Genomic DNA, 24,783 nt, shown 5'->3' on the forward strand with positions numbered 1-24,783 from the left:
CTCTCGTGCGCGGTCGAGACGGGCCTGGATGGCCAATATTGACAATATTGACACAAGCGTACGTACAGGCCCGACCGGCGTCGCGGGGGCGTCAGTATAACAGGCTGGGCAGGTCAATCAGCGATTGTCGGCCCCGACCGGCGACCGACAATTGCAGGAAAGACACAGAGGAGTTTATGGCTTGGCAATACTCTTGAGCGTCTGCTCGATGGTCTCCTTATCCCCTTCGGTGAAGCGGATCTTGACCGGATACCACTCGTGTTCCGGCGCCAGCCAGACCTCGATGCTCTGGTCGCGGCTGCCCGGCAGGGCTTCACGGCTCACCAGCACGGCGTCGACCTCACCGAGCCCGGTCTTCACCTGTTCGCGCTTGACCACCTTGAAGGTCCAGGCTTCGGCGCTGCTGCGCCCGGCCACGAAGAACGGCCATTCCGTGCCCGGCTTGAACTTGTCGCCGGCGGCGCGCGCCACGGCGGCCAGTTGCCAGGTGATCGATACCCGGTCCTGCTCACCACCCTTGAGCGGATAGGTGTTCTCGCCCTCGGAGAAGCTCATGCGCTTCTCGCCACGGTCGAAGGCGATCGAGGTCGGGTCCTTGCGCATGCGCTTTTCGGAAAATTCCGCCGGCGCCAGGCCGAACTCGTCGATGGCGCCCTGGCTGCGGTTATCGAGCAGGGTGCCGAGGATGGCCACGCGCGATTCGACCTGCACATCGTATTTGCCGTCGCCGGCGCGCCAGGTGACGGTGGCGTCGCCCTTGAGCGACAGGCCGCGCTGGCGCGCGCTCAGGTCGTAGTGCAGGTCGGCCGACGGCGGCAACTCGAAGGGGCGCTTGATCGCTGGATGCGCCGGATTGGCGGCCTGGGCGGTGGTGCTGCCGAGGGCGAGTGCCAGCGTGAACGTCACACCGGCTTTTCGAATGTTGTCTAGAAGCATATCAAGATCCTGAATGGTCCAAGACGATATTATTCACTGTTTGCGTGGTTACTGCTCCATTCGCCTCGGTATTGCGAATCCGCACAGGGTACCAGCCGTGTTGCGGGGCCAGCCAGATGTCCAGTTGCGACTTGTAGGAACCGGCCAGCGGCGGGCGCGTCAGGTGCCAGGTTTGCAGCTTGCCCAGCCTCGTATCGATCTCTTCCTGCCCCACCACCTTGAACCTGTAAACGCTGGCGTCGCGGTCTTCGCCGACAAAGATGTCTATATCGCCGCTCAATTGCTTGGCGTCGCCGCGCGCGATCGCCGACAGCTGCAACGGGATGCTGGCCTTGTCCTGGGCGCCCGGCACCAGCGGATAGGCGGCTTGCGAGCCCGAGAACGTCAATTTGTTGTCGCCCCAGTTGAAATGGGTGGCCGTCAGCGAGCGGCCGCGCCGTTTTTCGGTCATCTTGATCGGCGCGAAGCCGGTAGCGGCCACCGCGCCCTCGCTGGTCAAGACCACCAGGTTGACCCGCGTAAATACGACGCGAATGCCGGCCTCGACCTTGATCTTGTAGGTGTCCTCGTTCAATTGCCAGGCCAATACAGCCTCACCCGACCAATCGGTGCCATCGGCATCCTTGCGGGCGACGTCGAGCGTGATCGTGGCTGGAGGCGGCATGTCGACCGCGTAGCGGCGGATTTCGGGCACCGCCGGGGCGGCCGGCGCGGCGGGCGGCGCGGGCGTTTCCGGCACAGGGGGCGGCGGCGCCTCGACCGGCGCCGGGACGGTGGCCTCGGGCTCGGCAGCGCCGCCCCCCCCGGGAACACCATCTGCCGCGGCCGGCAGGTTGCCCAAGGTAATTCCCTCAGCCGGCGCCGGCATGCCGAGTTCGACAGGCAAGGGAGGAATCACGGGCAGCGGCGGCGGTCCTGCGTCCGGCACCGGCAGCGGCGCGGGCGGCGGCGGCGGTGGCGGGACAGCGGCCGGCAAGACTTGCGCCAGGATCGTCGCCGCTCCGCCGTCGGCAGGGCCATGGCGCGGCAGTTCCAGCTTCACATCGAGCAGCACGCCCAGGACGAGCCAGTGCAGCAATACGACCAGCGCGACCGGCAGCAGCCGGCGGCGACGCGGAAGAAGAATTGGTGCAGATTGCATACCGCTAGTGTAGCGCGGGTGCAGCCAGGCCTGCACGAGGCTGGGACAGTCGCCTTGGCCTCATGGAGGCAGGCCGGCCCGTTCCAGTCCTTCCAGCAGCACCGACAGGTGTTCCGGACGGCGGATCGGCAGCCAGGCGGCGACGGCCGACAGGTGCAGGCCCGGATCGAGCTCGCGCACCTGCGCCATCGCGCGCCGCGCGTCCAGCGTGCGGCCCGCCAGCGCATGGCTGGCCGCCAGGACGGCGACGGCCAGCAGGAAACCCGGAAAATCGCGGCGCGCGGCCTCGGCCCAGACCGAGGCCGCGTCGAACTGCCGCTCGAGCAGGTGGGCCACCGCCATCCCGGCCTGCATCCGGTACAGCTCCGGGTCGAGTGGGCTCAGGCGCATCGCGCGCCCCAAGTGGGCGATGGCGGCCGCGGTATCCCCCTGCCACAGCCGCAGGTAGCCACCCAGGTAGCGCGCCGCCGCCAGGTTCGGGTTGAGCACCAGGGCCTTGTCGATCAGGCCGATGCCGGCCTGGATGTCGCCGGCCAGGTAGCCCAGCACGTGGCCGCTGCGGGTCAGGGCCACCGCATCGCCCTTGTCGAGGTCCACCGCGCGCCGCGCCAGCCGCACCGCCTCGGCGACTTCACCGTCATCGCTCATCCAGCCGTTGCCCTTGCGCCAGGAGTGGCACCAGGCGGCCATCGCATACGCCGATGCGAACCCGGGGTCGGCATCGATCGCCTGGTGGAAGAAGGCCAGCGCCCGCTCGCTGGTTTCCCTGCTGGCCTCGTGCAGCTCGGCCAGGCCGCGCAGGTAGTAGTCGTAGGCATCGAGGCTGCCGGTCGGCTTGTGGCGCGCGCGCTCGATCTCGGCACGCTCGAGTTCCGGCGCCACCGCGCCGATCACGCTCTCGGTGATCTGGTCCTGCAGCGCGAAGATATCACCCAGCACGCCCTCGGCGCGGCCGGCCCAGTGGTGCTCGCCGGTGGTGGCGTCGATCAGCTGGCCGGTGATGCGCACCCGGTCGTTGGCCTTGCGCCAGCTGCCCTCCAGCACATAGCGCACGCCCAGCTCGCGGCCGACCTGCTTGATATCGAGGACGCGCCCCTTGTAGGTGAAGCTCGAATTGCGGGCGACCACGAACAGCCAGCGGTGGCGCGACAGGGCCGCGATGATGTCCTCGACCACGCCGTCGGCCAGGTAATCCTGCTGCGGATCGCCGCACAGGTTCACGAAGGGCAGCACGGCGATCGACGGCTTGGCCGGCAGGATGGGGGCTGCTGCCGACGGCGCCTGCGCCGCGTCGGCGGCCCCGGTTTCGCGCACGTCGGCGACGAAGCGGAAACCCTTGCGCGCCATCGTGCGGATCACGCGCTGCTCCTTGCCGCAGTCGCCGACCGCCTTGCGCACGGCATTGATGTGGCTGGCCAGGGTCGATTCAGACACGATCCGGCCGGCCCAGATGGTGTCTGCCAGCTCGTCGCGGCCGACCACGCGCTCGCGGCAACGCACCAAAAGGGCCAGCAGGTCGAATACCTGCGGCGCGGTCGGCACGATGCGGGATTCCCGCCGCAGTTCGCGCCGGTCCAGGTCGAGCACGCAATCGTCGAAGGCGATCAGCATGCGCCGCTCCCGGCTGGACGGAAGCCCAAGCGAAATCCAATGCAAATCCAAGGCCGCGCCAAGGACTTGCGCCCGGCTGCCAAACATACTGCCTTGATCGATCGCCAGGATCGACACTGAATCGAGGAGCGGAACATGAAAATAGTGGTTATCGGCGGCAGCGGCCTGATCGGAGCAAATATTGTAGATCGGCTGCGCCGGAATGGGCATGCGCTGGTGGTGGCATCTCCCTCCAAAGGGGTAAATACGGTCACCGGCGAAGGCCTGGACGCCGCCCTCGCCGGCGCCCAGGTCGTCGTCGACGTGGCCAACTCGCCGTCGTTCGCGCCAGCCGAGGTGCTTGCGTTCTTCGAGACCTCGACCCGCAAGCTGCTGGCCGCCGCCGCCGCGGCCGGCGTCGAACACCACGTCGTGCTCTCCGTCGTCGGCGTCGACCGCCTGCCCGACAACGGTTATTTTCGCGCCAAGCTGGCCCAGGAAGAACTGGTGAAAGCCTCGCGCCTGCCCTACACCATCCTGCGCGCCACGCAGTTCTGCGAATTCATCGAAGGCATCGTCAATGCCGGCGAGGCCGATGGCGCGATCCATTTGTCCCCCGCCCTGATCCAGCCGATCGCCGCCGACGACGTGGCCGCGGTGCTGGCCGACCTGGCCGTCGGCGCGCCGGTCAACGGCATCATCGAAGTGGGCGGGCCAGACCGCTTTCCGCTCGACGAACTGGGACGCAAACTGCTCGCCGCGCGCGGCGATGCGCGCCCGGTCCTGGCCGACGTGCATGCGCGCTACTTCGGCAGCGAGCTCGATGACCGTTCGCTGGTGACGAGCCCCGGCGCACTGGCGGCGCCAACCCGCTTCTTCAACTGGCTGAACCGCGGCGCGGCGCGCCAGGCCAAGCCGTCATGAAACCATGGCTCGTACTTGTCGCAGCAGGCGCCCTGCTGGCCGGCTGCAGCGCCGGTCCCGATTTCGTGCGGCCCGCGGACGCGCTGCAGGCCGCGGCGCTGCAGGCGCGGGAAGACCATGCGGATCCAGCCCCGGTTTCGTCCGAGGCCGTACCCGCCGACTGGTGGCGCCTGCTCGACGATCAAGTGCTGGCCAGCCTGCAGGCGCGGGCGCAGGCCGGCAACCTCGACCTGCAAGCCGCCACGCTGCGCATCGAGCAAGGCCGGGCCCAGCTCGGGATCGCCGCCGCCCAGCTGCTGCCCAGCGTCGGCGTGGGCGCCAGCCATGCGCGCGAAGGGCTCAGCGAGCATGGCAAGTTCGCCGCGCTTGGCGCACCGACCAGCCCCAGCGACTTCTGGCAACTGGCCTTCGATGCCAGCTGGGAGATCGATTTGTGGGGCCGCGCCCGGCGCGCGCGTGAAGGCGCGGCTGCGGCGCTGCAAGCATCCAGCCATGACCGCGAGGCGGTGCGCGTGGCCCTGGCGGCCGAAGTCGCCCGCACCTACCTGCAACTGCGCGGCACCCAGGCCCAGCTCGACATCGCCCGCGACAACCAGGCGCTCGCCGAGCGGCTGCTGCGCCTGGCCGACAACCGCGAACGCCACGGCGTCGCCACCCGCTTCGACAGCGCCGCCGCCCGCGCCCAGCTGGCCACCGTCAACAGCACCATCCCCGATCTCGTCGCGCGCCGCAACACCCTGCTCAATGCGCTGGCCCAGTTGCTGGGCGAAGCGCCACGCGCACTCGACGCGAGCCTGCGCGCGGCCATGCCGCTGCCCACGATGCCGGCCAGCCTGCCGGTGGGCTTGCCGTCCGAACTCGCGCGGCGCCGTCCCGACATCCTGCGCGCCGAAGCGCGGCTGCATGCGGCGACGGCGGCGATCGGCGCGGCCAAGGCCGATTTCTATCCGCGCGTGGGCCTGCGCGGACGGTTCGGGCTCGAAGCCTTCGACAGCGGCGACCTGGCCGGCTGGGACGCGCGCTTCTTCTCGGCCGGCCCGACCGTCTACCTGCCGCTGTTCGAGGGCGGACGCCTGACCCAGCGCCTGGCGCTGAGCGAGGCGGGGCAGAAAGAAGCCGCCCTTGCCTACCGGCAGACGGTCTTGCGCGCCTGGCACGAAGTCGACGATGCGCTCGACGCCCTGGCCGCCCAGCGCGGCCGCCATGCCGCGCTGGAGACCGCGGTCGAACAAGACCGCCAGGCGCTGCACGCCGCGGAACGTGCTTATCAAGAGGGCGCCGCCGACTACCTGGGCGTGCTCACCGCCCAGCGCCAGCTGCTGGCCAGCCAGACCAGCCTGAATGCCAGCGCCACCAATGCCACGCTCACCCTGGTCAACCTGTACAAGGCGCTCGGCGGCGGCTGGACGCCGGATGCCGGGACCACGCCATGAGCGGCGCCGCCACGTCGTCCAAGCGGCCCATGGCCGGCCTGCTCGGCATCTTCATTGCCGCCATGATGGCCGGGATGAACAACCGCGTGGGCGCGCTGGCGCTGGCCGACCTGCGCGGCGCCGGCGGCTTTGGTGTCGACGACGCGTCCTGGCTGGCCACCGTGTACAACGCCGGGGAGCTGATCGCCATGCCGTTCGCGGCCTGGTTCGCCATCACCCTGTCGGTGCGCCGCTTCGAATTGTGGATGCTGGCCGCCTGCGCCGTGCTGGCGGCGCTGCTGCCTTTTATTCGCGACCTCGACCTGTTGCTGGTGCTGCGCTTCGTGCAGGGCGTGGCCAGCGGCACCACGATCCCGCTCCTGATGATGGCGGCCCTGAAATTCCTGCCGCCGCCGGTGCGCCTGTATGGCCTGGCGCTGTACGCGATGACCGCTACCTTCGCCCCCAACCTGTCGATCTGGCTGGCCGGCTACTGGACCGACGGCCTGGTGGACTGGCGCTGGATCTACTGGCAGAGCGTGCCGCTGGCCGTGCTGGCCGGCCTGCTGGTGGGGTGGGGTTTGCCGCGCGAGCCGGTCCAGCCCGGGCGCTTCCGCCAGGCCAACTGGGCCGGCATGGCCTGCGGCGTGCCGGCCCTGGGCGTCCTGGCGGTGGTGCTCGACCAAGGCGGGCGGCTGGACTGGTTCCATTCGCCCTTGATCAATGCGGCGGCGCTGGCCGGCTGCGCGCTGCTGGCGGTCTACCTGCTCACCGAGTGGCACCACCCGTCTCCGTTCATCAAGCTGCAGATCCTGGGACGGCGCAACCTGGCGCTCGGCTTCACCGCCTTCCTGCTGCTGCTGACCGTCCTGATGTCGGCTTCGCTGCTGCCGTCGGCCCACCTGGCGCGGCTGCACGATTACCGGCCCTACCAGCTGGCGTCGATCGGGCTGATGGTGGCCCTGCCGCAGCTGGTGCTGGGGCCGGCGGTGGCCCTGCTGCTGTACCGGCGCTGGGTCGATGCGCGCATGGTGTTCGCGGCGGGCCTGGGCCTGATCGCGCTGGCCTGTTTCTCGGGCGCGGGCTTGACGGCGGACTGGAACCGCGAGCAGTTCGTGCTGGCCCAGGCGCTGCAGGCGTTCGGGCAGCCGATGGCGGTGGTGTCGATGCTGTTCCTGATTACCAGCGTGGTCCAGCCGCCCGAGGGCCCGTATGTGTCCGGCGCGGTCAATACCTTGCGCGCCTTCGGCTCGCTGGTCGGCGCGGCGGTGGTCGGCCAGCTCATGACCGTGCGCGGGCGCTTCCACGGCGACGTGATGATCGCCCATGCCGCGTTGGCCGACGCCAGCGGCGCTCCGGAGCCGGCCGAGCTGGCGGCCATCATCGGCCAGCAGGCGCTGGTGCTGTCAGTGGCCGACGCCTACCGCGTGCTGGGCGTGCTGGCCCTGCTCCTGATCCCGCTGGTGCTGCGGCTGGCCTACATCCCCGCACCTTCCATTCCACCCTCGAACCACGGATAACCATCATGGCATTACCGAACAACGCCCGGATCGCCGGCGCCGTGCTGCTCCTTGCAGCGGCGGCCGGCGCCCTCTATTACCTTGGCCGTCCCGAATCGGACGGCGCGAGCCAGTCCACCGACCACGCCTATGTACAGGCCGATTACACGGTCGTCGCGCCCGAGGTGGCGGGCACGATCGCCGCCGTCCACGTGCGCGACAACCAGGTGGTCGAGAAAGGCGCGCTGCTGGCCACCATCGACGAACGCGACTTCGTGGTCGCGCTCGATGCCGCCAGGGCGCAGGTGGCCAGCGCCCGCGCCGGCATCGCCAGCCTCCAGGCCCACCTGGCGCAGCAGCAGAACGCGATCCGCCAGGCCCGGGCGGCGCTGGCGGCCGACGAGGCGGCCTTCAGGCTGGCCGATGCCAACCAGGCGCGCTATCGCAACCTGGCCAGCGACGGCTCGGGCTCGGTGCAGGCGCTACAGCAGGCCGAAGCGCAGTTCGGCATCCAGGGCGCCACCCGCGACAGGAGCCGGGCCGCGCTGCAGGCGGCGCGCCAGGTGGTCGCCATCCTGGGGGCCGACCTGGACAAGGCCCGGGCCGCGCTGCTCCAGGCCCAGGCGGCGCAGGCGGCGGCTGAACTGAAGCTGTCGTATACCCGCATCACGGCGCCGGTCGGCGGCACCGTCGGCCAGAAGGCGGTGCGGGTCGGCGCCTACGTCAATCCGGGCAAGCCGCTGCTGGCGGTCGTCCCGCTTGACGCGGTGTACATCAGCGCCAACTTCCGCGAAACGCAGCTGGCCCGGGTCGCGCCCGGGCAGCCGGTGGAGATCGAGGTCGACGCCCTGCCCGGCGTGGTGTTGAAGGGCAGCGTGGACAGCCTGGGGCCGGCCAGCGGCGCCACCTATTCGGCCATCGCGCCGTATAACGCCACCGGCAACTTCACCAAGATCGTGCAGCGCCTGCCGGTGCGCATCGCCATCGTTCCCGGGCAGGCCGCGGCCAGCCGGCTGCGCGCCGGCATGTCGGTGACGCCGACGATCCGCACCGAATCCTGACGCTTCGTCAGGTGATCGCGCCGCCGTCGACCGTGAGGACGGCGCCGGTGACCTGGCGCGCCGCCGGGCTGGCCAGGAAGGCCACCGACGCCGCCACGTCGCGCGGCGTGCCGAAGCGTCCCAGCGGAATCAGGGATTTCTGGAAATCGGCGAACTCGCCGCTGGCCGGGTTCATGTCGGTATCGGTCGATCCCGGCTGGACCAGGTTGACGGTGATGTCGCGCGGGCCCAGTTCGCGCGCCAGGCCCTTGGTAAAGGTCTTGAGCGCGGCCTTGGTCAGGAAGTACACGGTGGCGCCATCGCCGACGATGCGGTCGGCGCCGGCCGAGCCGATATTGACGATGCGCCCGCCCGCGCCCAGGTGCGGGATGGCCGCCTGCGCCGCCAGGATCGGGCCGCGGATGTTCACGCCCAGCAGCGCGTCGATGTCCTCGACCGCGATGTCGGCGACGGCGCCATACCTGGCGATGGCGGCGTTGTTGACCAGGATGTCCAGGCCGCCCAGGGCCCGCGCCGCTTCGTCGACCGAGCGGCGGATCGCCGCCGGATCGGCGCTGTCGGCCTGGATCGCAATCGCCTTGCGGCCGAGGCCCTCGATGGTGCGCACGACTTCCTGGGCCCGGTCGGCCGAACGTTCGTAGGTGATCGCCACGTCGGCGCCCTGCTCTGCCAGCACGATGGCGATGGCGGCGCCGATGCCGCGCGATGCGCCGGTCACGATGGCGCGTTTTCCTTGCAAATCAGTCATGATATCCCTTTCTGTAGTGATTGACACAGAAATAGTAAGACCTGCGCCCGCACGCTGTCAATTGATTTATTTAGTGATCGACACATATATAATGATACGCTGTGCGGCGTTGTCCCGACCTGCCGCCGGACATATACTGTGCGCGATGCAAACACCCGAACCAGCCGTCCATACCGAAGCCGCCGAACCCACGGCCAAGGCGCGCACCGCGCGCGCCCGCGGCCGGCCGCGCGCCTTCGACCGCGAGGCAGCCCTGTCGCAAGCCATGCGCCTGTTCTGGGAAAAAGGCTTCGAAGCCACCTCGCTGGCCGACCTCACCGCCGCGATGGGCATCGCCTCGCCCAGCCTGTACGCGGCCTTCGGTTCCAAGGAAGCCTTGTATGCCGAAGCGCTGGAGCATTACTGCACCACCTACGGCGCCTGGGGCTGGAAGAGCTTCCTTGCCGCCGCGACGGCGCGCGAGGCGATCCAGGCCTGGCTGATGGATTCCGCCGCCTTCTTCACCGGGAACGTCGTCGACGTTCCGCTCGGCTGCATGGTGACCCTCTCCAGCATCGGCACCGCAGGTCATACGGAACTGTGCGAGCTGACACGCACGGCGCGCACCGCGCCGCTGGCGGTCGTCAGGACACGCCTCGAACAGGGCGTCGCCGATGGCGACATCCCGGCCTCGGTCGACCTCGATGCGCTGGCCCGCTTTGCCCATACCGTCCAGAACGGCCTGTCGCTCCAGGCGCGCGACGGCGCCAGCCGCGCCGAACTGGAAGCCGTCGTCCAGGTCGCGATGCGCGCCTGGGACGGCCTGGTCAAGGGCTAGGGCGCGGCTGGCGCGCTTGAAAGTGCCCCCCCAGGCGCTTGGCCCTCCATCCCGGCCACAGCATGGCCGTGCTCAATAGACAATATTCCTTTAGTCAATTCGGTCTTGATTGCAGCGCAAGTTCCGCGTCTGTACCCCGCGCCTGCCGCATGGCCCATCCGGGCTTTATCTGCTACGCTTGCCCCACAACCAATGGAGACCCTACCCATGCTGAATCAGCCCATGCCCGGAATGAACGACACGCTGGAATTCGTCAAGAACCTGTGGGGCGGCATGAACATCCCCGGCGCCATGTCCGGCATGGGCGGCATGCCGATGCCGGGCGCCGGCCTGTCGGTCGAAGACCTGGACAAGAAGATCGCCGACCTGAAGGCGGTCGAGTCCTGGCTGAACCTCAACCTGAGCATGTTGCGCGGCTCGATCCAGGCGCTGGAAATCCAGCGCGGCACCTTGGCCACGCTCAAGGCGATGGGCGACAGCATGGCCCAGGCCATGAGCCAGACCGGCGCCGCCAGCGACGCCGCCATGGCGCCGTTCGCGCAATTCTTCACCCAGGCGTCGCAGGCGGCCGCACCAGCCCAGGCCGCCAAGCCGGCGGATGCGCCAGCCGCGCCCCCACCCGAATCCCCGGCGCCGCCGCCAGCCGGCACCGATGCCCAGGCAGCCGCCATGCCGGCCGCCGTCGCCTGGTGGAACCTGTTGCAAGACCAGTTCCGCCAGGCGGTGGCCAGCGCCATGCCGCCGGAAGGCGCCGGCAGTCCCGACGCCGCCCCGCGCGCCGGCGGCGACAGCCCCGCAGCCCCCACGCCGGCGCACGGCGCTGGAGCGACGCCTGGCAAACCGGCCAGTGCCGACAACGGCGCGCAAGACAGCGCCCAGGATGCTGGCGGCGCCCCGGCGTCCGGCAAGCGCACCACCCGCGGCAAGGCCGACAAGGCTTGAGCTTGATCTGAACGCTGGCGGCGGTCTCCAAACCGTGCTGAACTGATCCGGCGGCCCGGCCTGTCCGGCCGCGTCCAGCCGGAGGAGCGATGCTGCCGAGCGACCTGACCCACCTGACGCCTTCGCAGGTCGACGACCTGCGCCGCAAGCTCGCCGCCGCCGGCTGCGATCCGCCGCCCGGCGCGCTTACGGTCGCCGAGCTGCGAGACGCTTTCGCCCTGCTGCGCAAGCGCCACGGGCTGCCCGCATCGGACAAGATCGACCAGGACCTGCTGCGCGTCCTCGACGCCAGCGCCGGCCACCTGTTCGGCGAAGTGCTGCGCGACGAACTCGATATGCTGCGCCCAGAAGACGGCGCCATGCGCGGCGAGGCGCAGGACGCCGCCCTGCCGCCCGACCGCGAGCGCCTGTTGCAGCGCGCCCACGGCGGCATGCTGACCGGCCTGGCCCTGTCCGGCGGCGGCGTACGCAGCGCGACCTTCAGCCTGGGCGCCCTGCAGGCGCTGGCGCGCTGCGGCCTGCTGCGCCATATCGACTACCTGTCGACCGTGTCCGGCGGCGGCTTCGTCGGCGGCTGGCTATCGAAATGCCTGCACGCCAACGGCGGCGACATCGCCAGAGTGGAAAGCATGCTGGCGCCGCCGGCCGGCAGCTTTGAGGCGCCCGAGCTGCGCTTCTTGCGCCAGTACAGCAACTACCTGTCGCCGCAGGGCGGCATGTTCAGCGCCGACACCTGGACCCTGGTCGGCACCTATGTGCGCAACACCGGCCTGAACCTGGCCATGCTGCTGGCCTGGATGTGCGCCCTGCTGCTGCTGCCGCGCTTCGCCGTGTGGGCCGTGCACCGCGTGGTGACGCCTGGCGGGCCCTGGTCGCACCTGGCCGACATCGCCTGGATCCTCGGCGTGCTGCTATTCCTGTTCGCCGTGTTCTGCATCGCCCTGTCGATCTCGAGCAAACCCGAGAGCTCGCGCGGCATGCGCCGCTTTCCGCTGTCGCAGGGCGCGGTCCTGTGGTGCATCAACCTGCCGCTGCTGCTGGCGGGCTTCCTCGGCAGCCTGGGATTGTGGCGCCATGGCGGCGCCGCACCATCGAACTTCCTGCCGGCCCAGCTGGCGGGCCGCTGGCACTGGCTGCTGGCCCCGGGCCTGGTCTATTTCATCGTCTGGGCCTGCGGCTGGTACCTGGCCCACGACCGCTCCAGCCCCTACCGGCGCACCGGCTACACCGTGTGCGCGGCAGGTGCGGCCAGCGTGCTGCTGGTGCTGCTCGAAGCCGGCCGCGCCTTCGCACCCGAGATCCTGGCCCTGCTGCCGCTGGATGCCGGCACCTTGTCGCTGCTGCTGTGCTGGACGGTCGGCCTGCTGCTGGCGCTGGCCGGCTGGCTGGCCATCTATACGCGCCTGCACGCCGATCCACCGCTGCGCGACCTGTCGCGCGCCGAACTGGGCGAAGGCCTGTCGCACTTCCTGTGCGCGATGGGCGCGCTCACGCTCGGCACCCTGCTGCTGCTGGCCGGGATGGCGGTGCTGCCCGATCCCGCCGGCCAGCGTGTGCTGAACGATGCGATCGCCCTGTCGACCTTCGGCATGCCGCTGATGATGGCGCTGTTCGCCGCCACCATGACCCTCATGATCGGCCTGGTCGGCCGCCTGTACAGCGACGCCAGCCGCGAATGGTGGAGCCGGCAGGGCGCCTGGACCGCCATCTTCGCCCTGGCCTGGCTGACCGTGTACGGCATCTGCTTCTTCTTTGCGCCGCTGCTGCACTGGGCCTGGCTCACCTATGAACCTTGGTCGAACCTGGGCACCCTGCTCGGCTGGCTGGCAATGACCGCCTTCGGGCTCAAGGCCGGCAGCGGCATGTCGACCGGCGCGCGCAGCGGCCCGGACCCGAAACTCGAGCTGGTCGCGCGCCTTGCCCCGTATGTATTCACGGTCGGCGTCTTCGCCCTGTTGAGCAGCATGGTGCAGGCCGCGGTCGCGCTGCCCCGGGTGGTTTGCCCCAAAGCGCAGCTGGCTTGCGTGATGCGCGCCCATGCCGACGCTACCCTGGCCACCGGCGGCACGACCCTGCTGCTGGCCTTCGGCGCCTTCCTGGGCGCCGCCCTACTGCTCGGCTGGCGGGTCGACATCAACAAGTTCTCGCTCTATATGCTGTATCGAAACCGCGTGGTGCGGGCCTGGTTCGGCGCCGGCAACCGCGCGCGCCAGCCGCATCCCTTCACCGGCTTCGATCCGAACGACGACATGCTGCTGGCCGAGCTGCGCTACGGACGGCCCTACCCGATCGTCAACACCGCCCTGAACCTGGTCAGCGGCGCCGAGCTGGCCTGGCAGACGCGGCGCACCGCCTCGTTCGCATTCACGCCGCGCTGGTGCGGCTACGAGCAGGCCTCGCCTTCACCGACCGGCGACGGCGCACCATCCGGCTGCTACCGGCCGACCGACCAGTATGCCTCGCGCTCCGGCGTCGGCCTCGACGACGATGCCGGCGTGCGGCTCGGGATGGCGGTGGCGCTGTCCGGCGCCGCGGCCAGCCCGAACATGGGCGCGCATTCGTCGCCGCCCCTGAACTTCCTGATGACGATGTTCAATGTGCGCCTGGGGCGCTGGTGCCCCAATCCGGCGCGCCGCGCCTGGACCAGCGCCTCGCCGCCGATCGGGCTGTTCAGCCTCTTGTCCGAATTGTTCGGCCAGCTCGATTCCGACGCCGCCTATGTGCACCTGACCGACGGCGGCCACTTCGACAACCTCGGCATCTATGAACTGGTGCGGCGCCGCTGCCGGCTGGTGATCGCGGTCGACGTCGGCAGCGACCGCTACCTCGCCTTCGAAGACCTGGGCAATGCGATCCGGCGCTGCGCCACCGACCTGCACGTGCGGATCGACCTCGACGTCTCGCGCTTGGCGGCAATGGGCGAGACCGGCATGTGCGGCGCCAGCTGTGCGGCCGGCAGCATCCGCTACAGCCAGGCCGACCGCGGCGCGGCCGACGGTGTGCTCCTGTACCTCAAGCCGGCCATCGTCGGCAGCGAGAACGCCGACCTGCTCAACTACCGCAAGCTGCATCCCGACTACCCGCACGAGAGCATCGCCGACCAGTGGTTCGACGAGGCCCAGTTCGAAAGCTACCGCGCGCTGGGCGACCACATCGTCGATTGCGCGCTGCGCGAAGCGGCCCGCGCCACCGTGCGCGCCGATGGCGAGCAGGACATGGCTGCGCTGTGCGCGCAGTTGCTGCGCCAGCATGGCCCGGCGCCACGTACGCCATCCGGCTAACCGCAGGCAGACCGGGCGTCCATTGCCCCTAAGGCCGATGACCCGGCACTTGACGAACTGGCAAGCTCGGCGGATAACGTCTCTATCGCATTCACCGCCAACCGGACCTGCCATGACCATCGTGACCGCGGATGACATCGCCTCCGGGCTGAACAACCGGGAATTCGTCCTGTACTACCAGCCCAAGGTGTCCCTGATCAGCAACCGCATCACCGGTGCCGAAGCCCTGGTGCGCTGGCGCCGCCGCGACGGCGAGGTGCTGCCGGCCTCGATGTTCATTCCGGTGGCCGAGCAGGCCGGCCTGCTGCGGCCCCTGACCCTGCAGCTGTTCCCGCAACTGGTGGCCGACCTGGCCGGCAGCGGCCTGGAGCACCTGTTCCGGGTTTCGTTCAATGTCAGTTCGTGCGACCTCGAAGAGCGCACCCTGACCGCGCTGATCCTGGAGGCGGTCGGCGCCGGGCGCCTGCCGCCATCGGCGCTCGAACTCGAGATCACCGAGACCCAGGCGCTGCAGGCCGCGCCCTGCGTGCTGCACAACGTCCAGGCGCTGACCGAGGCCGGTATCGGGCTGGCGATGGACGACTACGGCATCGGCTACTCGAGCATCGACACGCTCAGCCAGTGGCCGTTTACCAGCATCAAGCTGGACCAGGGCATTGTCGAGCGCATGCTCGACTCGCCCAAGAACGCGACCATCGTCCGTTCCTCGATCCGGCTCGGCCACGAACTGGGCATGGAAGTGGTCGCCGAGGGCGTCGAGACGGTGCCGCAGCACGACTTCCTGGTGGAAGCTGGCTGCGGCGTGGCCCAGGGCTTCCTGATCAGCCGCGCCCTGCCGCTCGATGAATTCAAGGCCTTCTGCGCGGCGGCCAGCAAATGCCGCGGCCTGCCGGTCGGCCTGGTGCACATGGCGATCGTCGACCACGTGCAGTGGCGGCGCCAACTGGCCAGCTTCGCGATCCGGCGCGCCGCCCTGCCGCCAGGCGCGCCGCTGCGCCAGTCCGGCGGCCATCCGACCCTGTGCTTCACCAAGTGCGCGCTCGGCCGCTGGTACTTCGGCGAGGGCCGCTATTTCGCGGGCACGCCGATGTATGGCGCGCTCGATGCGCCGCACCGCAGGCTGCATGAGATCGGCGCCCTGATCGTCGAGCGCATCCGTCTTGGGGCTGGCCAGGCCGACATCGCGCCGCTGATGCGCGAGCTCAAGCAGGTGTCGCTGGTCCTGATCGGGCTATTGGAAGATATCGAGGATGCCGGCTTCGAGACCTTGTTCACGCCAGCGCCGCCACCCGGCGCACATGACGGCGCACCTGCCCGTTTACTACCTGCCACGACCGATCTACAATAAGTTAAACGTTTTCGTGGAGGTGTCGTGCGTTCCCTGGTCCCAAGCCTGCTCACTCTCTTGGCGCCGTGCGCCGCGCTTGCCTGCAACGTCCCGCCGCCGGCAGTTCACGACATCGACGCCAACCGCTACTACGTCGATGACAAGAGCTCGATCGTCGACCCGGCGCTCAAGGCACGCAACGAGGCGGCGGTCAAGCCGGTCAACGACTACCTGGGCGTCATCGCGCGCTCGGCCAGCCACTGGCAGGCGGGGAGCGATCCCGATGGCGCGCGCTGCGCCCTGGCCTGGCTGGACGCCTGGGCCCGGCACAATGCGCTGCTCGGCACGATGACCACCCGCCAGTCGTACTACACCCGCAAATGGACGCTGGGCGGCCTGGCGCTGAGCTATGCGCGGGTGCGGCCGGCGGCCACCCCAGGCCAGCGCGAGGCGATCGACGCCTGGCTGCGCCGGCTGGCCGACGCCACCATCGAGCACGCCGAGCAGCACAAGGGCGTGCGCAACAACCACTATTACTGGGAAGGCCTGGCGGTGACGGCGGTCGGCGGCGTCACCGGTGAGGCACGCTACCTGGACTGGGGCCGCAAGGTGTTCCGCCACGCGATGGGGCAGATCCAGCCTGACGGCTCGCTGCCGCTCGAGGTGGCGCGCGCCGGCAAGGCGCTCAGCTACCACCTGTATTCGGCGGCGCCGCTGGTGATGATGGCCTCGATCCTCGAACTGGACGATCCGGCCCTGGAGCGGCTGCTGCGCTTCTCGGTGCAGTCGGTGGCCGATCCTGCGGCCCTCGAACGCATGGCCGGCGCACCGCAAGAGATGCCGCCGCGGGTGCCGGGCTGGATCGCGATCCACGAACGCCGCAGTGGACAGCGGATCGCGCCGCAAGCGCCGCCAGCGAACAACTGGGATGCGCGCATGGGGGGCGATCGCAACCTGGCCAATCCGCTCGAGCATCCGCGCGCCGCACAGGGATAAAAAGAGCGCCCGGACCGGCAGGGAGGTTGCCGGATACCGGGCGCAAGGAGATGACTTGTCGCTGACGTATCGGGCGCCGTGGGCGCCCGCCCTTCTGCATCCTTACTGGTAGCGGATCGTCCAGCTCACCACCAGCGGCTCGCGCAGGCTGAACGCGCCGCTGGCGCAGCTGACCACCGTGTTCATCTGGCCATACGGCGCCTGCCAGGCGGCGTCTCCGGCCGCCGGCCGCGCCGTGCACGCGGCCAGGCCGCCCACCTCGAAGGCCTGCACCGCGCCCTCGCTGAAGCGCACCTTGTTGCCCGCGACCGTGGCGCCGCGCGAGAACGCGCCGAATTCCAGCGTCAGCTTCGCCACCTCCAGCGGCGCGGCCGGGGTATAGCGGTCGGTGCGCGTGATGGCGCCCGGCTGCAAGGTGTATTCGGTCTCGACGCGGATGCGCGGATCGGCAACCGGCAGGTTCTTGCCCAGCCGGGTCAGGGCGTCCTGGCGATACGTGACCGCATGGCCGGCGCCCTTCTCGCGAGTCTGGATATCCTTCAGGAAGGCGGTGGCGATCAACTCGCTGCCATCGGCGAGGGTAAATTTCGGCATCAGCTGCGCATGCGCCGGGCCGCTGTCGGCCACGCCCGACACGATGCCGTGGGCAAACGGCAGCGGGTAATACGGGCTGTTCGCATGCTGGCTCTGGCCGCCGTTGATCAGGGACAGACTGAACACATGGCCCTTGTCGCGCCAGATCGCCAGCGCGCGGTCATGCTCGCCGCGCGCAAAGCGCGTCAGGCTGAATGCGGGCCGGCTGCGTTCTAGCCAGGCCGCCAGGTCCTGGCGCGGCGCCACGTCCTTCATGCCGGCCCGGTTCCACATCTCGTTGGTGGCGATGAGCTGGTGCAGCAGCGAGAAGTTCTCGCCCAGGATGCGGTGCTTGCCGCGATAGGCGTCGGTGCGCCGGCCGTCGTTCCACATATCGACCGAGCGCATGTCGGCGCGATACCAGAAGTTCATGTAGCGCTCGGCGATGCGGGCCGAGTAGGCGTAGGCATACTCTTTTTCTTCGGGCGTGAGCACGTCGAGATAGGCCGCGGTCGACAGGATCTCGAGCATCGCGGTCTCGCCATACGGCCCCAGGCTGCGGCCCATCGTAAAGCCCGTGCCGTCAGCGCGCGCGCTGTTCAGGGCGACGTCGGCCGACTTGCGCAGCAGCGCCTTCAGTTCCGGCGTCACTTCCAGGCCGGTCTCGATGAAGCGTTCGCAGATCTCGGCGCTGAGCAGGATGCTGTAGCGGTCGAAGCGGCCCTGGCCGTCGGTCTCGTCGCTGAAGCCGTATTCGCCCGAGTATCTGGCGTAGTGCTTGAGCATGCGGTCGAGCAGGACCTCGCTGCCGGCGGTATCTTCCCATCCCATCAGCATGCGCAGGCGGGCGATGCTGAAGGCGACGCCGTAGTAATTGGTCGGCAAGTCGATCAGCTCGTAGCTCGGCACGCGCACGAAGGTGCGCCAGTCCAGTTGCTTGCGCAGGCGCTCGAGGGTGGCGGGCCGTACGGCGCGCTCGAGCAGGCCGGCCTTCTTGAGGCGATGCAGGGCGCCGATATAGTAATAGATGCCCCAGGATTCGTTGTTCATGCCGATCGTCATATCGGCCAGGTCGGCGTAGTCGCGCAGCATGCCCGGCAGGCGCGGATCGTTCGCCGGCAGGTGCACCAGCAGGTCGGCCAGGCCGGTGGCGATCTTCCCGGGCAAGAACTTGTCCTTGCTATTCAGGGCCTTCTCGCCGTCCATCACGATGTTTTCCCGTTCCTTCACCAGTTTCTGGATCAGGTATTCGAGCTGCGGGTAGGCTTGCTCGACGCTGCGCTGCAGCGGTGGCGTGGCCGCCGCTGCAGCTGCGGCATGGATGGGAACGGCCAGCAGGGATGCCGTCGCCAGCAGGGAACAGACGTGACGCATGCGAAGTCTCCGATATAGTTAAACGTTTTCCAAAGAATATGGCAACGCTACCGGAAAGTAAAGAAAAAATACCCGCTAGGCGGCCCGGGCCTGGGTCGAGGCGCGCAGCACCAGTTGCGGCGCGACCTTGGTGAGCTTCTCGACCGGCTCGCCGCGGATCACCGCCAGCAGCTTGGTCATCGCGGTCGCGCCCATGCGTTCGCTCTGCAGGTCGACCGTGGTGAGCGCCGGCGACACGTACTTGCCGTAGGCGATATTGTCGAAACCGACCACCGACAGGTCGCGCGGGATCGACAGGCCGAGATTTTCGCACTCCTTCATGAAGCCCAGCGCCATCAAGTCGTTGTAGCAGATGACGGCGTCCGGCCGCTGGGGCCCGAGCACCACGCCCGAGCACAGGCGCTCGCCCTCCGCCATCGACGGGTTCTCGCCGTCGTGCACGGTCAGTTCGATGCCGGCAGCATCCAGGCATTCGCGGATGCCGCCCAGGCGTTCTTCGTCGCGGCGCGAACGCGAAAAACCCAGGTAGGCGATGCGCTTGTGGCCCAGCATGCGCAGGTGCTGGGCCAGCATGAAGGCGCCGCCATGGTCGTCGCTGGCCACCGTCGGAATCGGCAGTTCGTTCAGGGAGCCGAAGAACACCAGTGGTTTATCGATGCTGGCCATCCACCCCATCTCGTGCTCGCGCATGCGCGAAAACACGATCATGCCGTCCACGCGCCGGCTCAGGTCTTCCAGGGTGCGCCGCTCGCGGCTCGGGGTTTCCTCGGTGTCGACCAGCAGGACCGAGTATTCCTGCTCGTGGGCGACCCGGTTGGCGCCCTTCAGGATGCTGCTGAAATGGGGGTTGTTAATGTCCAGCACCGACAGCCCGATGGTGTTGGTACGCCCGGTGATCATCGACTTGGCCAGGGGATTGGAGCGGTAGCCCAGGGTCGCGATGGCCTCGTCGAGCGCCGCCTCGACCTTGGGTGAAAAGCGCTGCGCACCGTTGATGTACTTGGAAACCGTGGCGGTGGATACCTGGGCGGCGGCGGCGACGTCGCGGATGGTCGGTGCGGAGCTCTTCATGATCGGGTAATCGTTATTTGACCGGCCATCTTAGCATGCGCCTGCTGCTCCAATACCCTATTGGCGGCATTGACGCACCACGGTATCGGAGGTAATCTAGTTAAACGTTTAACATACCCTGGAGCCCATTCATGAACGAAGCGATCCCGCGCAAGCCTTTCAAACGTCTGCTGCTGACCGGCGCCGGGGGTGGCCTCGGCACGCTGCTGCGCGAGCGCATCAAGCCCTGGGCCGAGGTGGTGCGCCTGTCCGATGTGCGCGACATCCCCGCCGCCGGCGAAGGCGAGGAAGTGGTGCGCTGCGACCTGGCCGACCGCGATGCGGTGCTGGAGCTGCTCGAGGGCGTGGATGCGGTGCTGCATTTCGGCGGCGTCTCGGTGGAAGAAGAAGTCGACAAGATCGTGCAGGCCAATATCGTCGGCCTGCACCACCTGTACGAGGCCGTGCACAAGAAGGGCATCAAGCGCGTGATCTACGCCAGCTCGAGCCACGTGGTCGGGTTCTACCCCACCACCGAGCGCATCGACGCCAGCATGCCGCTGCGGCCCGACTGCATCTATGGCGTCTCGAAGTGCTTCGGCGAAGCGCTGTCGCGCTACTACTATGACCGCTTCGGCATCGAGACCGTGTGCCTGCGCATCGGCTCCTCGTTCGCCGAGCCGCGCAATGCGCGCATGATGGTGACCTTCCTGGCCCACGACGACCTGGTCGAACTGGTGCGCTGCGCACTGTTCACGCCGCGCGTCGGCCACACAATCACCTTCGGCGTCTCGGACAATCGCGTCAGCTGGTGGGACAACAGCCAGGCCGCCCACCTGGGCTTCGAGCCGCAGCACAGCTCGCGCGACTTCGCCGAGCGCTTCCCGCACGACAGCCACTGGCCGCCGGCCGACGAGATCACCGCCACCTACCAGGGTGGCCCGTTCGTGCTGGCCGGGCCGATCTACAAGGATTGATCGAACCAGGCGATCTGACAAGGCTTTGCCGTCGTGTTTCGCACGGCGGCATATAAAAAGCGGCACTTTCCATCCGGAAGGCGCCGCTTTCGTTGATGACTACCGATCAGAACTTCACGTCGAGCTTCATGCTGAAATAACGGAACACATCGCGCGGCGGCACCCAGCTGTTGACCGTGATCGACGGCGAGGTCGAGGTCGGGCCGGCGCGGAAGCTCGGGCCGCTGGCGTTGGCGTTCGGGATGTAGAAGCGGTCGAACAGGTTCTTGATCTGGAAGCTCAGGCGGTAGCGGTCCTTGTTGTCGCGGATGCCGAAGCCCAGGTCGGCGATCGTGTAGCTGTCGTTGACCGAGCGCGGATCGTTGTTGATATTGGTCTGGTAGTCGCTCTGGTAGCGCACATTACCGTTGATGAAGGCGCCGAACGGCAGCGACGGGAAGCGGATGTCGTAGTTGCTGCCGATATTGACCTTGATCTTCGGCGTGCCCGGGAAGATCCCGCCCGACAGATCCTGCACGCCGGTGGTGGCGCCGGGTCGGATCGCGAAGCAGTCACGGTTCCAGCCGCCCAGCGAACCGCCCTCGCCCGCCCCGGTGCCCGGGATCACCGGATTGGTGTTGTCCTGGTAGCAGGGGCCGTTCTTCCAGTCCTCGATGGTTGGCCGGGTATAGGCCATCGATGCATTCATCGACCAGTTCGTGGCCAGCAGCATATTGGCATCGATCTCGAAGCCGCGGGTGCGGATCTTCGGAATCGAGTTCAGTTGCGTGTAGATGGTCGGATCGTCCGGCAGCACGAAGGAGGTGTTCTGCTGGTAGTGCCTGAAGTCGGTGTGGTACACCGTGGCCGCGATCGACAGGCGGTTGTTGAGCAGGTTGGCCTTGGTGCCCAGCTCGTAGGTGCGGCTCTTCTCGGGGTCGACCGGGAACGCGGCCGAGGGCTGCAGGCCGCTGGTCACGTCATACGCCTTGCCCTTGTGGCCGGTGGCGGTCATGGCGTACACCATCCATTCGCGGGTGAGCTGCTTCTGGAGACTGAGCTTGCCGGTGGTGGCCCAATCCTCGTTGCCGGTGTTCGAGAACACGTCCTTGCCGACCGGGCCGGGCACGAAGGTCGAGCGGTCCAGCTGGTCGGTATAGAAGTTGCGCGCGTAATTGAAGCCCGATTCTTCCAGGTTGCGGCGCAGGCCGGCCACCAGGGTCCAGGTCGGCGCGAAGTCCCAGGTCGCCTGGCCGAATACCGCCTTGTTCACGTTGTAGATATCGGTGTAGTAGTTGGTCGGGCTGGATGGCGAGTTGGCGGCGCAGACTGCCGGCGCCACGCAGAAGCCGCGAATGAAATGGCGCTCGATCTCGTTACGCGCCCACCACAGGCCGGCCACGTAGCGCAAGTTGCCGGCGTCGGGCGAGACCAGGCGCAGCTCCTGGGTCTTGGACGTGATGTCGTAGCTGCCGAACTGGAGGTTCCCGACCGAGAACCGGGTCTCGCCCGGACGGGCGATGGTCGGCACGTCGGTGAAGTCCTGGTCGCGCGAGTCGTTGGCCTTGTAGCGCTGGTAGGACGAGATCGACATCAGGGTCGCATCGTTGGGCAGCGTGTACGACAGCTTCAGGCCGGCGCCATGTGTGCGCGACGCAATCCCGGTCGGGGAATCGCGCCGCACATAGCGGTTGTTCGGGTTGGTCGGGTCGATGCCGGCCAGGACCAGCGAGGCTGGCAGCTGCGGGTTGCCGTTCATGTAGGCGGTCGAGATATCGACCGGGATCCGCTCCAGGTTGCCGGCTGCGGCCGAGCCGGTGGTGCGGTAGAAGCCGTTCACCGCCGTCACGCCGCGCGTGTTCTCCTGCTCGTTATATTGCGGCATGAAGTCGATGTCGAGGTTCTTGATCGGAGTCCAGGAGAACTTCGCCATCATGGTCTTGCCCGACGAACCGTTGACCTTCTCGCCATTGGTCAGGTTGGTGAAGTTACCCGGCATATCGCTCTTGTTGACGGCGATGCGCATGCCGAAGGTGTCGGTCATGCGGCCGCCCACCGAGGCGGCCAGGCGCCATTCCTTGTCGTCGGTGTAGTAGGCGCTGCCGCGGTAGATCACCGGTCCCGAGATCGGCTTGGTCACGATATTGATCGCGCCGGCCACCGCCGACTTGCCGAACAGCGTGCTTTGCGGTCCCTTCAAGACTTCGACCCGCGCCACGTCGGCCAGGTCGCGGAAGGCCTGGAACTGCACCGCGATCGGGATATCGTCGAGGATCACCGAGACGTCCGATTCGACGCCGATGCCCACCGAGACGGTGCCGATGCCGCGCATGAACAGCGCATTGTTGGCGGCGGTGGTGCCCGAGGCCTGGGTCAGCGAGGGCGTCAGCGCCACGATGTCCTCGATCTCGCGCACGTTATTGCGCTGCAGCTCGGCCTCGGAAATGACGGAGATCGCCATCGGCACGCTCTCCAGTTTCTCGACCCGCTTGTTGGCGGTGACGACCACCGATTGCAGCCCGGTGGCGTTCTGCTGCCCCTCCCCGAGTTCCTGGGCATGGACGGGCAAGGCCCATTGCGCAACGGCCAGCGCCACCACGGCCGCCAGCGGTTTCACCGCCATGTCGAAGCCTTCGATTTTGTTCTTGTCCAACGTAGTCTCCTCCGGTTTCCAAAAAAAGTGGCCAGGCGCGGGTAGCGATGTCGATCCCGTGCTCGGGCCGGATGCTTCAGCGTCCCGCCTGCGTGCCCTTCAGGCGCAGCAGTGCCTCGAGAAAGTAGTAGTCCGCATAGTTGAGCGGCACGTCGATCTCTTTCCCGGCCGGCTTGTGGCCGGTCGCATGCTTGAGCAGGAAGTTGCCGTTGTTGTCACCACCTTCGCCGCCGCTGGCCAGGTAGGCCGGCGACGCCAGGCTGCGCAGCTGCGCCTCGGCAAACGTGTGGTAGGCGCGCGCCTGCTCGGCGTTCGAGAAGCCCGCCAGTTCAAGCAGGCTCGATGCGACGATGGCGGCGGCCGAGCTGTCGCGCGGCGCATTCGGGATGCTGGCGTCGTCGAAGTCCCAGTACGGCACCTTGTCGGCCGGCAGGCGCGGATGGTGCATGAAGAAGGCGGCGATCTTGTGCGCCTGGGCCAGGTAATCCTCTTGTTTCGTTTCGCGGTACATCATGGTGTAGCCGTACAGCGCCCAGGCCTGGCCGCGCGCCCACGACGAGGCATCGGCATTGCCCTGCACCGTCACGCGGCTGCGGATCTTGCCCGTCTGCGGGTCGTAGTCGACCAGGTGGAAGCTGGAACCGTCGGGGCGGAAGTGGTTGCGCAGCGTGGTGTCGGCGTGGGTCACCGCGATCTCGCGGTAGCGCGGCTCGACGGCGGTGCGCGCGGCCCAGGTGAGCAGTTCCAGGTTCATCAGGTTGTCGACGATGACCGGGAAGGCCCAGGTGCTGTTCTTCCACAGGTCCCAGGACTGGATGCTGCCGACCTTGGGATTGAAGCGGGTGACCAGGGTGGTGGCGCCGGCCAGCAGCGCGTCGCGGTAGGCCGGGTCGCCCGTCAGGCGGTAGCCGTTGCCGTAGCCGGCGCCCAGCATGAAGCCGAGGTCGTGCTGGCTCTTGTCGAACTTGGCCGGCGCGGTGCGCGCCGTGTAGTCGGCGGCGGCCAGGCGCCATTTGGCGTCGCCGGTCGCTTCGTACAAGTACCACAGCGAGCCGGGGAAGAAGCCGGCGGTCCAGTCGCCAACGCCGACCAGCACCACTTCGCCCTTCTCCACGGTGCGCGGGAAGCCTGGTTTGCGCTGGACCTTGTCCAGCATGCCGCCGTATTGCGCGGCCGCGGTGTCGAAGCTGCGCTGGACCAGTTGTGAAACGGTTTCCTGCGCATTGGCACCGGCTGTGGCGCCGGCAGCGGCGCCTGCCAGCGCCAGCGCCAGCGCGGCGATGAGGCGCACGGCAGCCGTCCCCACGGATGGGTAGCGTGTCATTCCCTGTCTCCTGTTATTTTTTTGCTTGAGTAAATGCTAGTCACAAGCGAAACCAAAGTCAACAGATTTAGGAAAACGATTAACTAGATTGTTTTACGTGTGGTTTTTGGGTTAAAGCCCGTGCAGGCCGGGTCTTATCTTGCTTTTGGGAGAGGAATTTGCGGGATGAGAGAAAACGT

18 protein-coding genes are annotated in these 24,783 nt (G+C 68.1%); 10 read left to right on the forward strand and 8 right to left on the reverse strand.

Annotated features, from left to right (window positions below):
* Window positions 1-174: 174 nt before the first annotated feature.
* Genes E8M83_RS04565 through E8M83_RS04575 form a run of 3 tightly spaced genes read right to left on the reverse strand, consistent with a single transcriptional unit; the run spans window position 175 to window position 3,688 of the window.
* Window positions 175-936 carry a DUF3108 domain-containing protein gene (locus tag E8M83_RS04565; protein ID WP_137172205.1) on the reverse strand — a complete coding sequence of 254 codons (762 nt, stop codon included), beginning with the start codon at window positions 934-936 and terminating at the stop codon, window positions 175-177.
* A gap of 1 nt (window position 937) precedes the next feature.
* The gene (locus tag E8M83_RS04570) at window positions 938-2,077 is read right to left on the reverse strand and encodes a DUF3108 domain-containing protein (protein WP_137172206.1); all 1,140 of its coding nucleotides are present in this window, start codon (window positions 2,075-2,077) and stop codon (window positions 938-940) included.
* A 60-nt stretch (window positions 2,078-2,137) separates the two neighbouring features.
* A complete protein-coding gene (locus tag E8M83_RS04575) occupies window positions 2,138-3,688 on the reverse strand; it encodes a winged helix-turn-helix domain-containing protein (protein ID WP_137172207.1) in 1,551 nt (516 codons plus the stop codon).
* Between the two features lie 135 nt (window positions 3,689-3,823).
* On the opposite strand from E8M83_RS04575, the gene E8M83_RS04580 reads away from it, so the two are divergent.
* The 4 genes from E8M83_RS04580 to E8M83_RS04595 are packed head-to-tail and all read left to right on the forward strand — an operon-like array spanning window position 3,824 to window position 8,563.
* A complete protein-coding gene (locus tag E8M83_RS04580; protein WP_137172208.1) occupies window positions 3,824-4,591 on the forward strand; it encodes an SDR family oxidoreductase in 768 nt (255 codons plus the stop codon).
* On the forward strand, window positions 4,588-6,024 hold the full coding sequence (locus E8M83_RS04585) for an efflux transporter outer membrane subunit (protein WP_137172209.1): 1,437 nt from the start codon (window positions 4,588-4,590) through the stop codon (window positions 6,022-6,024). The genes E8M83_RS04580 and E8M83_RS04585 overlap by 4 nt, the downstream gene beginning before the upstream one ends.
* Complete coding sequence (locus E8M83_RS04590) at window positions 6,021-7,523, forward strand: MFS transporter (RefSeq protein WP_229491419.1); 1,503 nt, start codon at window positions 6,021-6,023, stop codon at window positions 7,521-7,523. Before E8M83_RS04585 ends, E8M83_RS04590 begins: the two co-directional genes overlap by 4 nt.
* Before the next feature lie 5 nt (window positions 7,524-7,528).
* Entirely contained in the window at window positions 7,529-8,563 is a 1,035-nt protein-coding gene (locus tag E8M83_RS04595; protein WP_137172210.1) for an HlyD family secretion protein, read from the forward strand.
* A 7-nt stretch (window positions 8,564-8,570) separates the two neighbouring features.
* Here E8M83_RS04595 and E8M83_RS04600 read toward each other — a convergent pair whose 3' ends face one another.
* Window positions 8,571-9,311 (reverse strand): SDR family NAD(P)-dependent oxidoreductase, encoded by a 741-nt coding sequence (locus E8M83_RS04600; RefSeq protein ID WP_137172211.1) that lies wholly within the window; start codon window positions 9,309-9,311, stop codon window positions 8,571-8,573.
* A 145-nt stretch (window positions 9,312-9,456) separates the two neighbouring features.
* Between E8M83_RS04600 and E8M83_RS04605 the strand changes: the two genes are divergently transcribed.
* The 5 genes from E8M83_RS04605 (at window position 9,457) to E8M83_RS04625 (ending at window position 16,674) form a co-directional block, all read left to right on the forward strand.
* Window positions 9,457-10,128: a TetR/AcrR family transcriptional regulator gene (locus E8M83_RS04605; protein ID WP_137172212.1), complete on the forward strand. Its 672-nt coding sequence runs from the start codon at window positions 9,457-9,459 to the stop codon at window positions 10,126-10,128.
* A 207-nt stretch (window positions 10,129-10,335) separates the two neighbouring features.
* Entirely contained in the window at window positions 10,336-11,070 is a 735-nt protein-coding gene (locus tag E8M83_RS04610; protein WP_206077428.1) for a PhaM family polyhydroxyalkanoate granule multifunctional regulatory protein, read from the forward strand.
* A gap of 89 nt (window positions 11,071-11,159) precedes the next feature.
* Entirely contained in the window at window positions 11,160-14,351 is a 3,192-nt protein-coding gene (locus E8M83_RS04615) for a patatin-like phospholipase family protein (RefSeq protein ID WP_137172213.1), read from the forward strand.
* 112 nt (window positions 14,352-14,463) lie between these two features.
* Complete coding sequence (locus E8M83_RS04620; protein WP_170976693.1) at window positions 14,464-15,699, forward strand: EAL domain-containing protein; 1,236 nt, start codon at window positions 14,464-14,466, stop codon at window positions 15,697-15,699.
* A 24-nt stretch (window positions 15,700-15,723) separates the two neighbouring features.
* Window positions 15,724-16,674 (forward strand): alginate lyase family protein, encoded by a 951-nt coding sequence (locus tag E8M83_RS04625; RefSeq protein WP_137172215.1) that lies wholly within the window; start codon window positions 15,724-15,726, stop codon window positions 16,672-16,674.
* Window positions 16,675-16,776: 102 nt separating this feature from the next.
* Here E8M83_RS04625 and E8M83_RS04630 read toward each other — a convergent pair whose 3' ends face one another.
* A complete protein-coding gene (locus tag E8M83_RS04630; RefSeq protein WP_137172216.1) occupies window positions 16,777-18,621 on the reverse strand; it encodes a hypothetical protein in 1,845 nt (614 codons plus the stop codon).
* 75 nt (window positions 18,622-18,696) lie between these two features.
* Window positions 18,697-19,692, reverse strand: coding sequence for a LacI family DNA-binding transcriptional regulator (locus tag E8M83_RS04635; protein WP_137172217.1), 996 nt, complete (start codon window positions 19,690-19,692; stop codon window positions 18,697-18,699).
* A 131-nt stretch (window positions 19,693-19,823) separates the two neighbouring features.
* Between E8M83_RS04635 and E8M83_RS04640 the strand changes: the two genes are divergently transcribed.
* On the forward strand, window positions 19,824-20,648 hold the full coding sequence (locus tag E8M83_RS04640) for an NAD(P)-dependent oxidoreductase (protein WP_137172218.1): 825 nt from the start codon (window positions 19,824-19,826) through the stop codon (window positions 20,646-20,648).
* Between the two features lie 106 nt (window positions 20,649-20,754).
* Here the strand turns inward: E8M83_RS04640 and E8M83_RS04645 are convergent, their stop codons facing one another.
* Together E8M83_RS04645 and E8M83_RS04650 are read right to left on the reverse strand one after the other, a co-directional pair.
* The gene (locus E8M83_RS04645) at window positions 20,755-23,280 is read right to left on the reverse strand and encodes a TonB-dependent receptor (RefSeq protein ID WP_137172219.1); all 2,526 of its coding nucleotides are present in this window, start codon (window positions 23,278-23,280) and stop codon (window positions 20,755-20,757) included.
* Window positions 23,281-23,356: 76 nt separating this feature from the next.
* The gene (locus tag E8M83_RS04650; protein WP_137172220.1) at window positions 23,357-24,604 is read right to left on the reverse strand and encodes a glycoside hydrolase family 88 protein; all 1,248 of its coding nucleotides are present in this window, start codon (window positions 24,602-24,604) and stop codon (window positions 23,357-23,359) included.
* Window positions 24,605-24,783: the final 179 nt, after the last annotated feature.

Origin of the sequence: Massilia sp. HP4 (genome assembly GCF_005222695.1) — a bacterium.
In the GTDB taxonomy this organism is placed as follows: domain Bacteria; phylum Pseudomonadota; class Gammaproteobacteria; order Burkholderiales; family Burkholderiaceae_D; genus Telluria.

Excerpts from the sequence above, each read along its gene's own strand:
- E8M83_RS04565 (WP_137172205.1), bottom strand. The coding sequence starts at position 936 with ATGCTTCTAGACAACATTCGAAAAGCCGGTGTGACGTTCACGCTGGCA.
- E8M83_RS04570 (WP_137172206.1), bottom strand. The coding sequence starts at position 2,077 with ATGCAATCTGCACCAATTCTTCTTCCGCGTCGCCGCCGGCTGCTGCCG.
- E8M83_RS04575 (WP_137172207.1), bottom strand. The coding sequence starts at position 3,688 with ATGCTGATCGCCTTCGACGATTGCGTGCTCGACCTGGACCGGCGCGAA.
- E8M83_RS04580 (WP_137172208.1), top strand. The coding sequence starts at position 3,824 with ATGAAAATAGTGGTTATCGGCGGCAGCGGCCTGATCGGAGCAAATATT.
- E8M83_RS04585 (WP_137172209.1), top strand. The coding sequence starts at position 4,588 with ATGAAACCATGGCTCGTACTTGTCGCAGCAGGCGCCCTGCTGGCCGGC.
- E8M83_RS04590 (WP_229491419.1), top strand. The coding sequence starts at position 6,021 with ATGAGCGGCGCCGCCACGTCGTCCAAGCGGCCCATGGCCGGCCTGCTC.
- E8M83_RS04595 (WP_137172210.1), top strand. The coding sequence starts at position 7,529 with ATGGCATTACCGAACAACGCCCGGATCGCCGGCGCCGTGCTGCTCCTT.
- E8M83_RS04600 (WP_137172211.1), bottom strand. The coding sequence starts at position 9,311 with ATGACTGATTTGCAAGGAAAACGCGCCATCGTGACCGGCGCATCGCGC.
- E8M83_RS04605 (WP_137172212.1), top strand. The coding sequence starts at position 9,457 with ATGCAAACACCCGAACCAGCCGTCCATACCGAAGCCGCCGAACCCACG.
- E8M83_RS04610 (WP_206077428.1), top strand. The coding sequence starts at position 10,336 with ATGCTGAATCAGCCCATGCCCGGAATGAACGACACGCTGGAATTCGTC.
- E8M83_RS04615 (WP_137172213.1), top strand. The coding sequence starts at position 11,160 with ATGCTGCCGAGCGACCTGACCCACCTGACGCCTTCGCAGGTCGACGAC.
- E8M83_RS04620 (WP_170976693.1), top strand. The coding sequence starts at position 14,464 with ATGACCATCGTGACCGCGGATGACATCGCCTCCGGGCTGAACAACCGG.
- E8M83_RS04630 (WP_137172216.1), bottom strand. The coding sequence starts at position 18,621 with ATGCGTCACGTCTGTTCCCTGCTGGCGACGGCATCCCTGCTGGCCGTT.
- E8M83_RS04635 (WP_137172217.1), bottom strand. The coding sequence starts at position 19,692 with ATGAAGAGCTCCGCACCGACCATCCGCGACGTCGCCGCCGCCGCCCAG.
- E8M83_RS04640 (WP_137172218.1), top strand. The coding sequence starts at position 19,824 with ATGAACGAAGCGATCCCGCGCAAGCCTTTCAAACGTCTGCTGCTGACC.
- E8M83_RS04650 (WP_137172220.1), bottom strand. The coding sequence starts at position 24,604 with ATGACACGCTACCCATCCGTGGGGACGGCTGCCGTGCGCCTCATCGCC.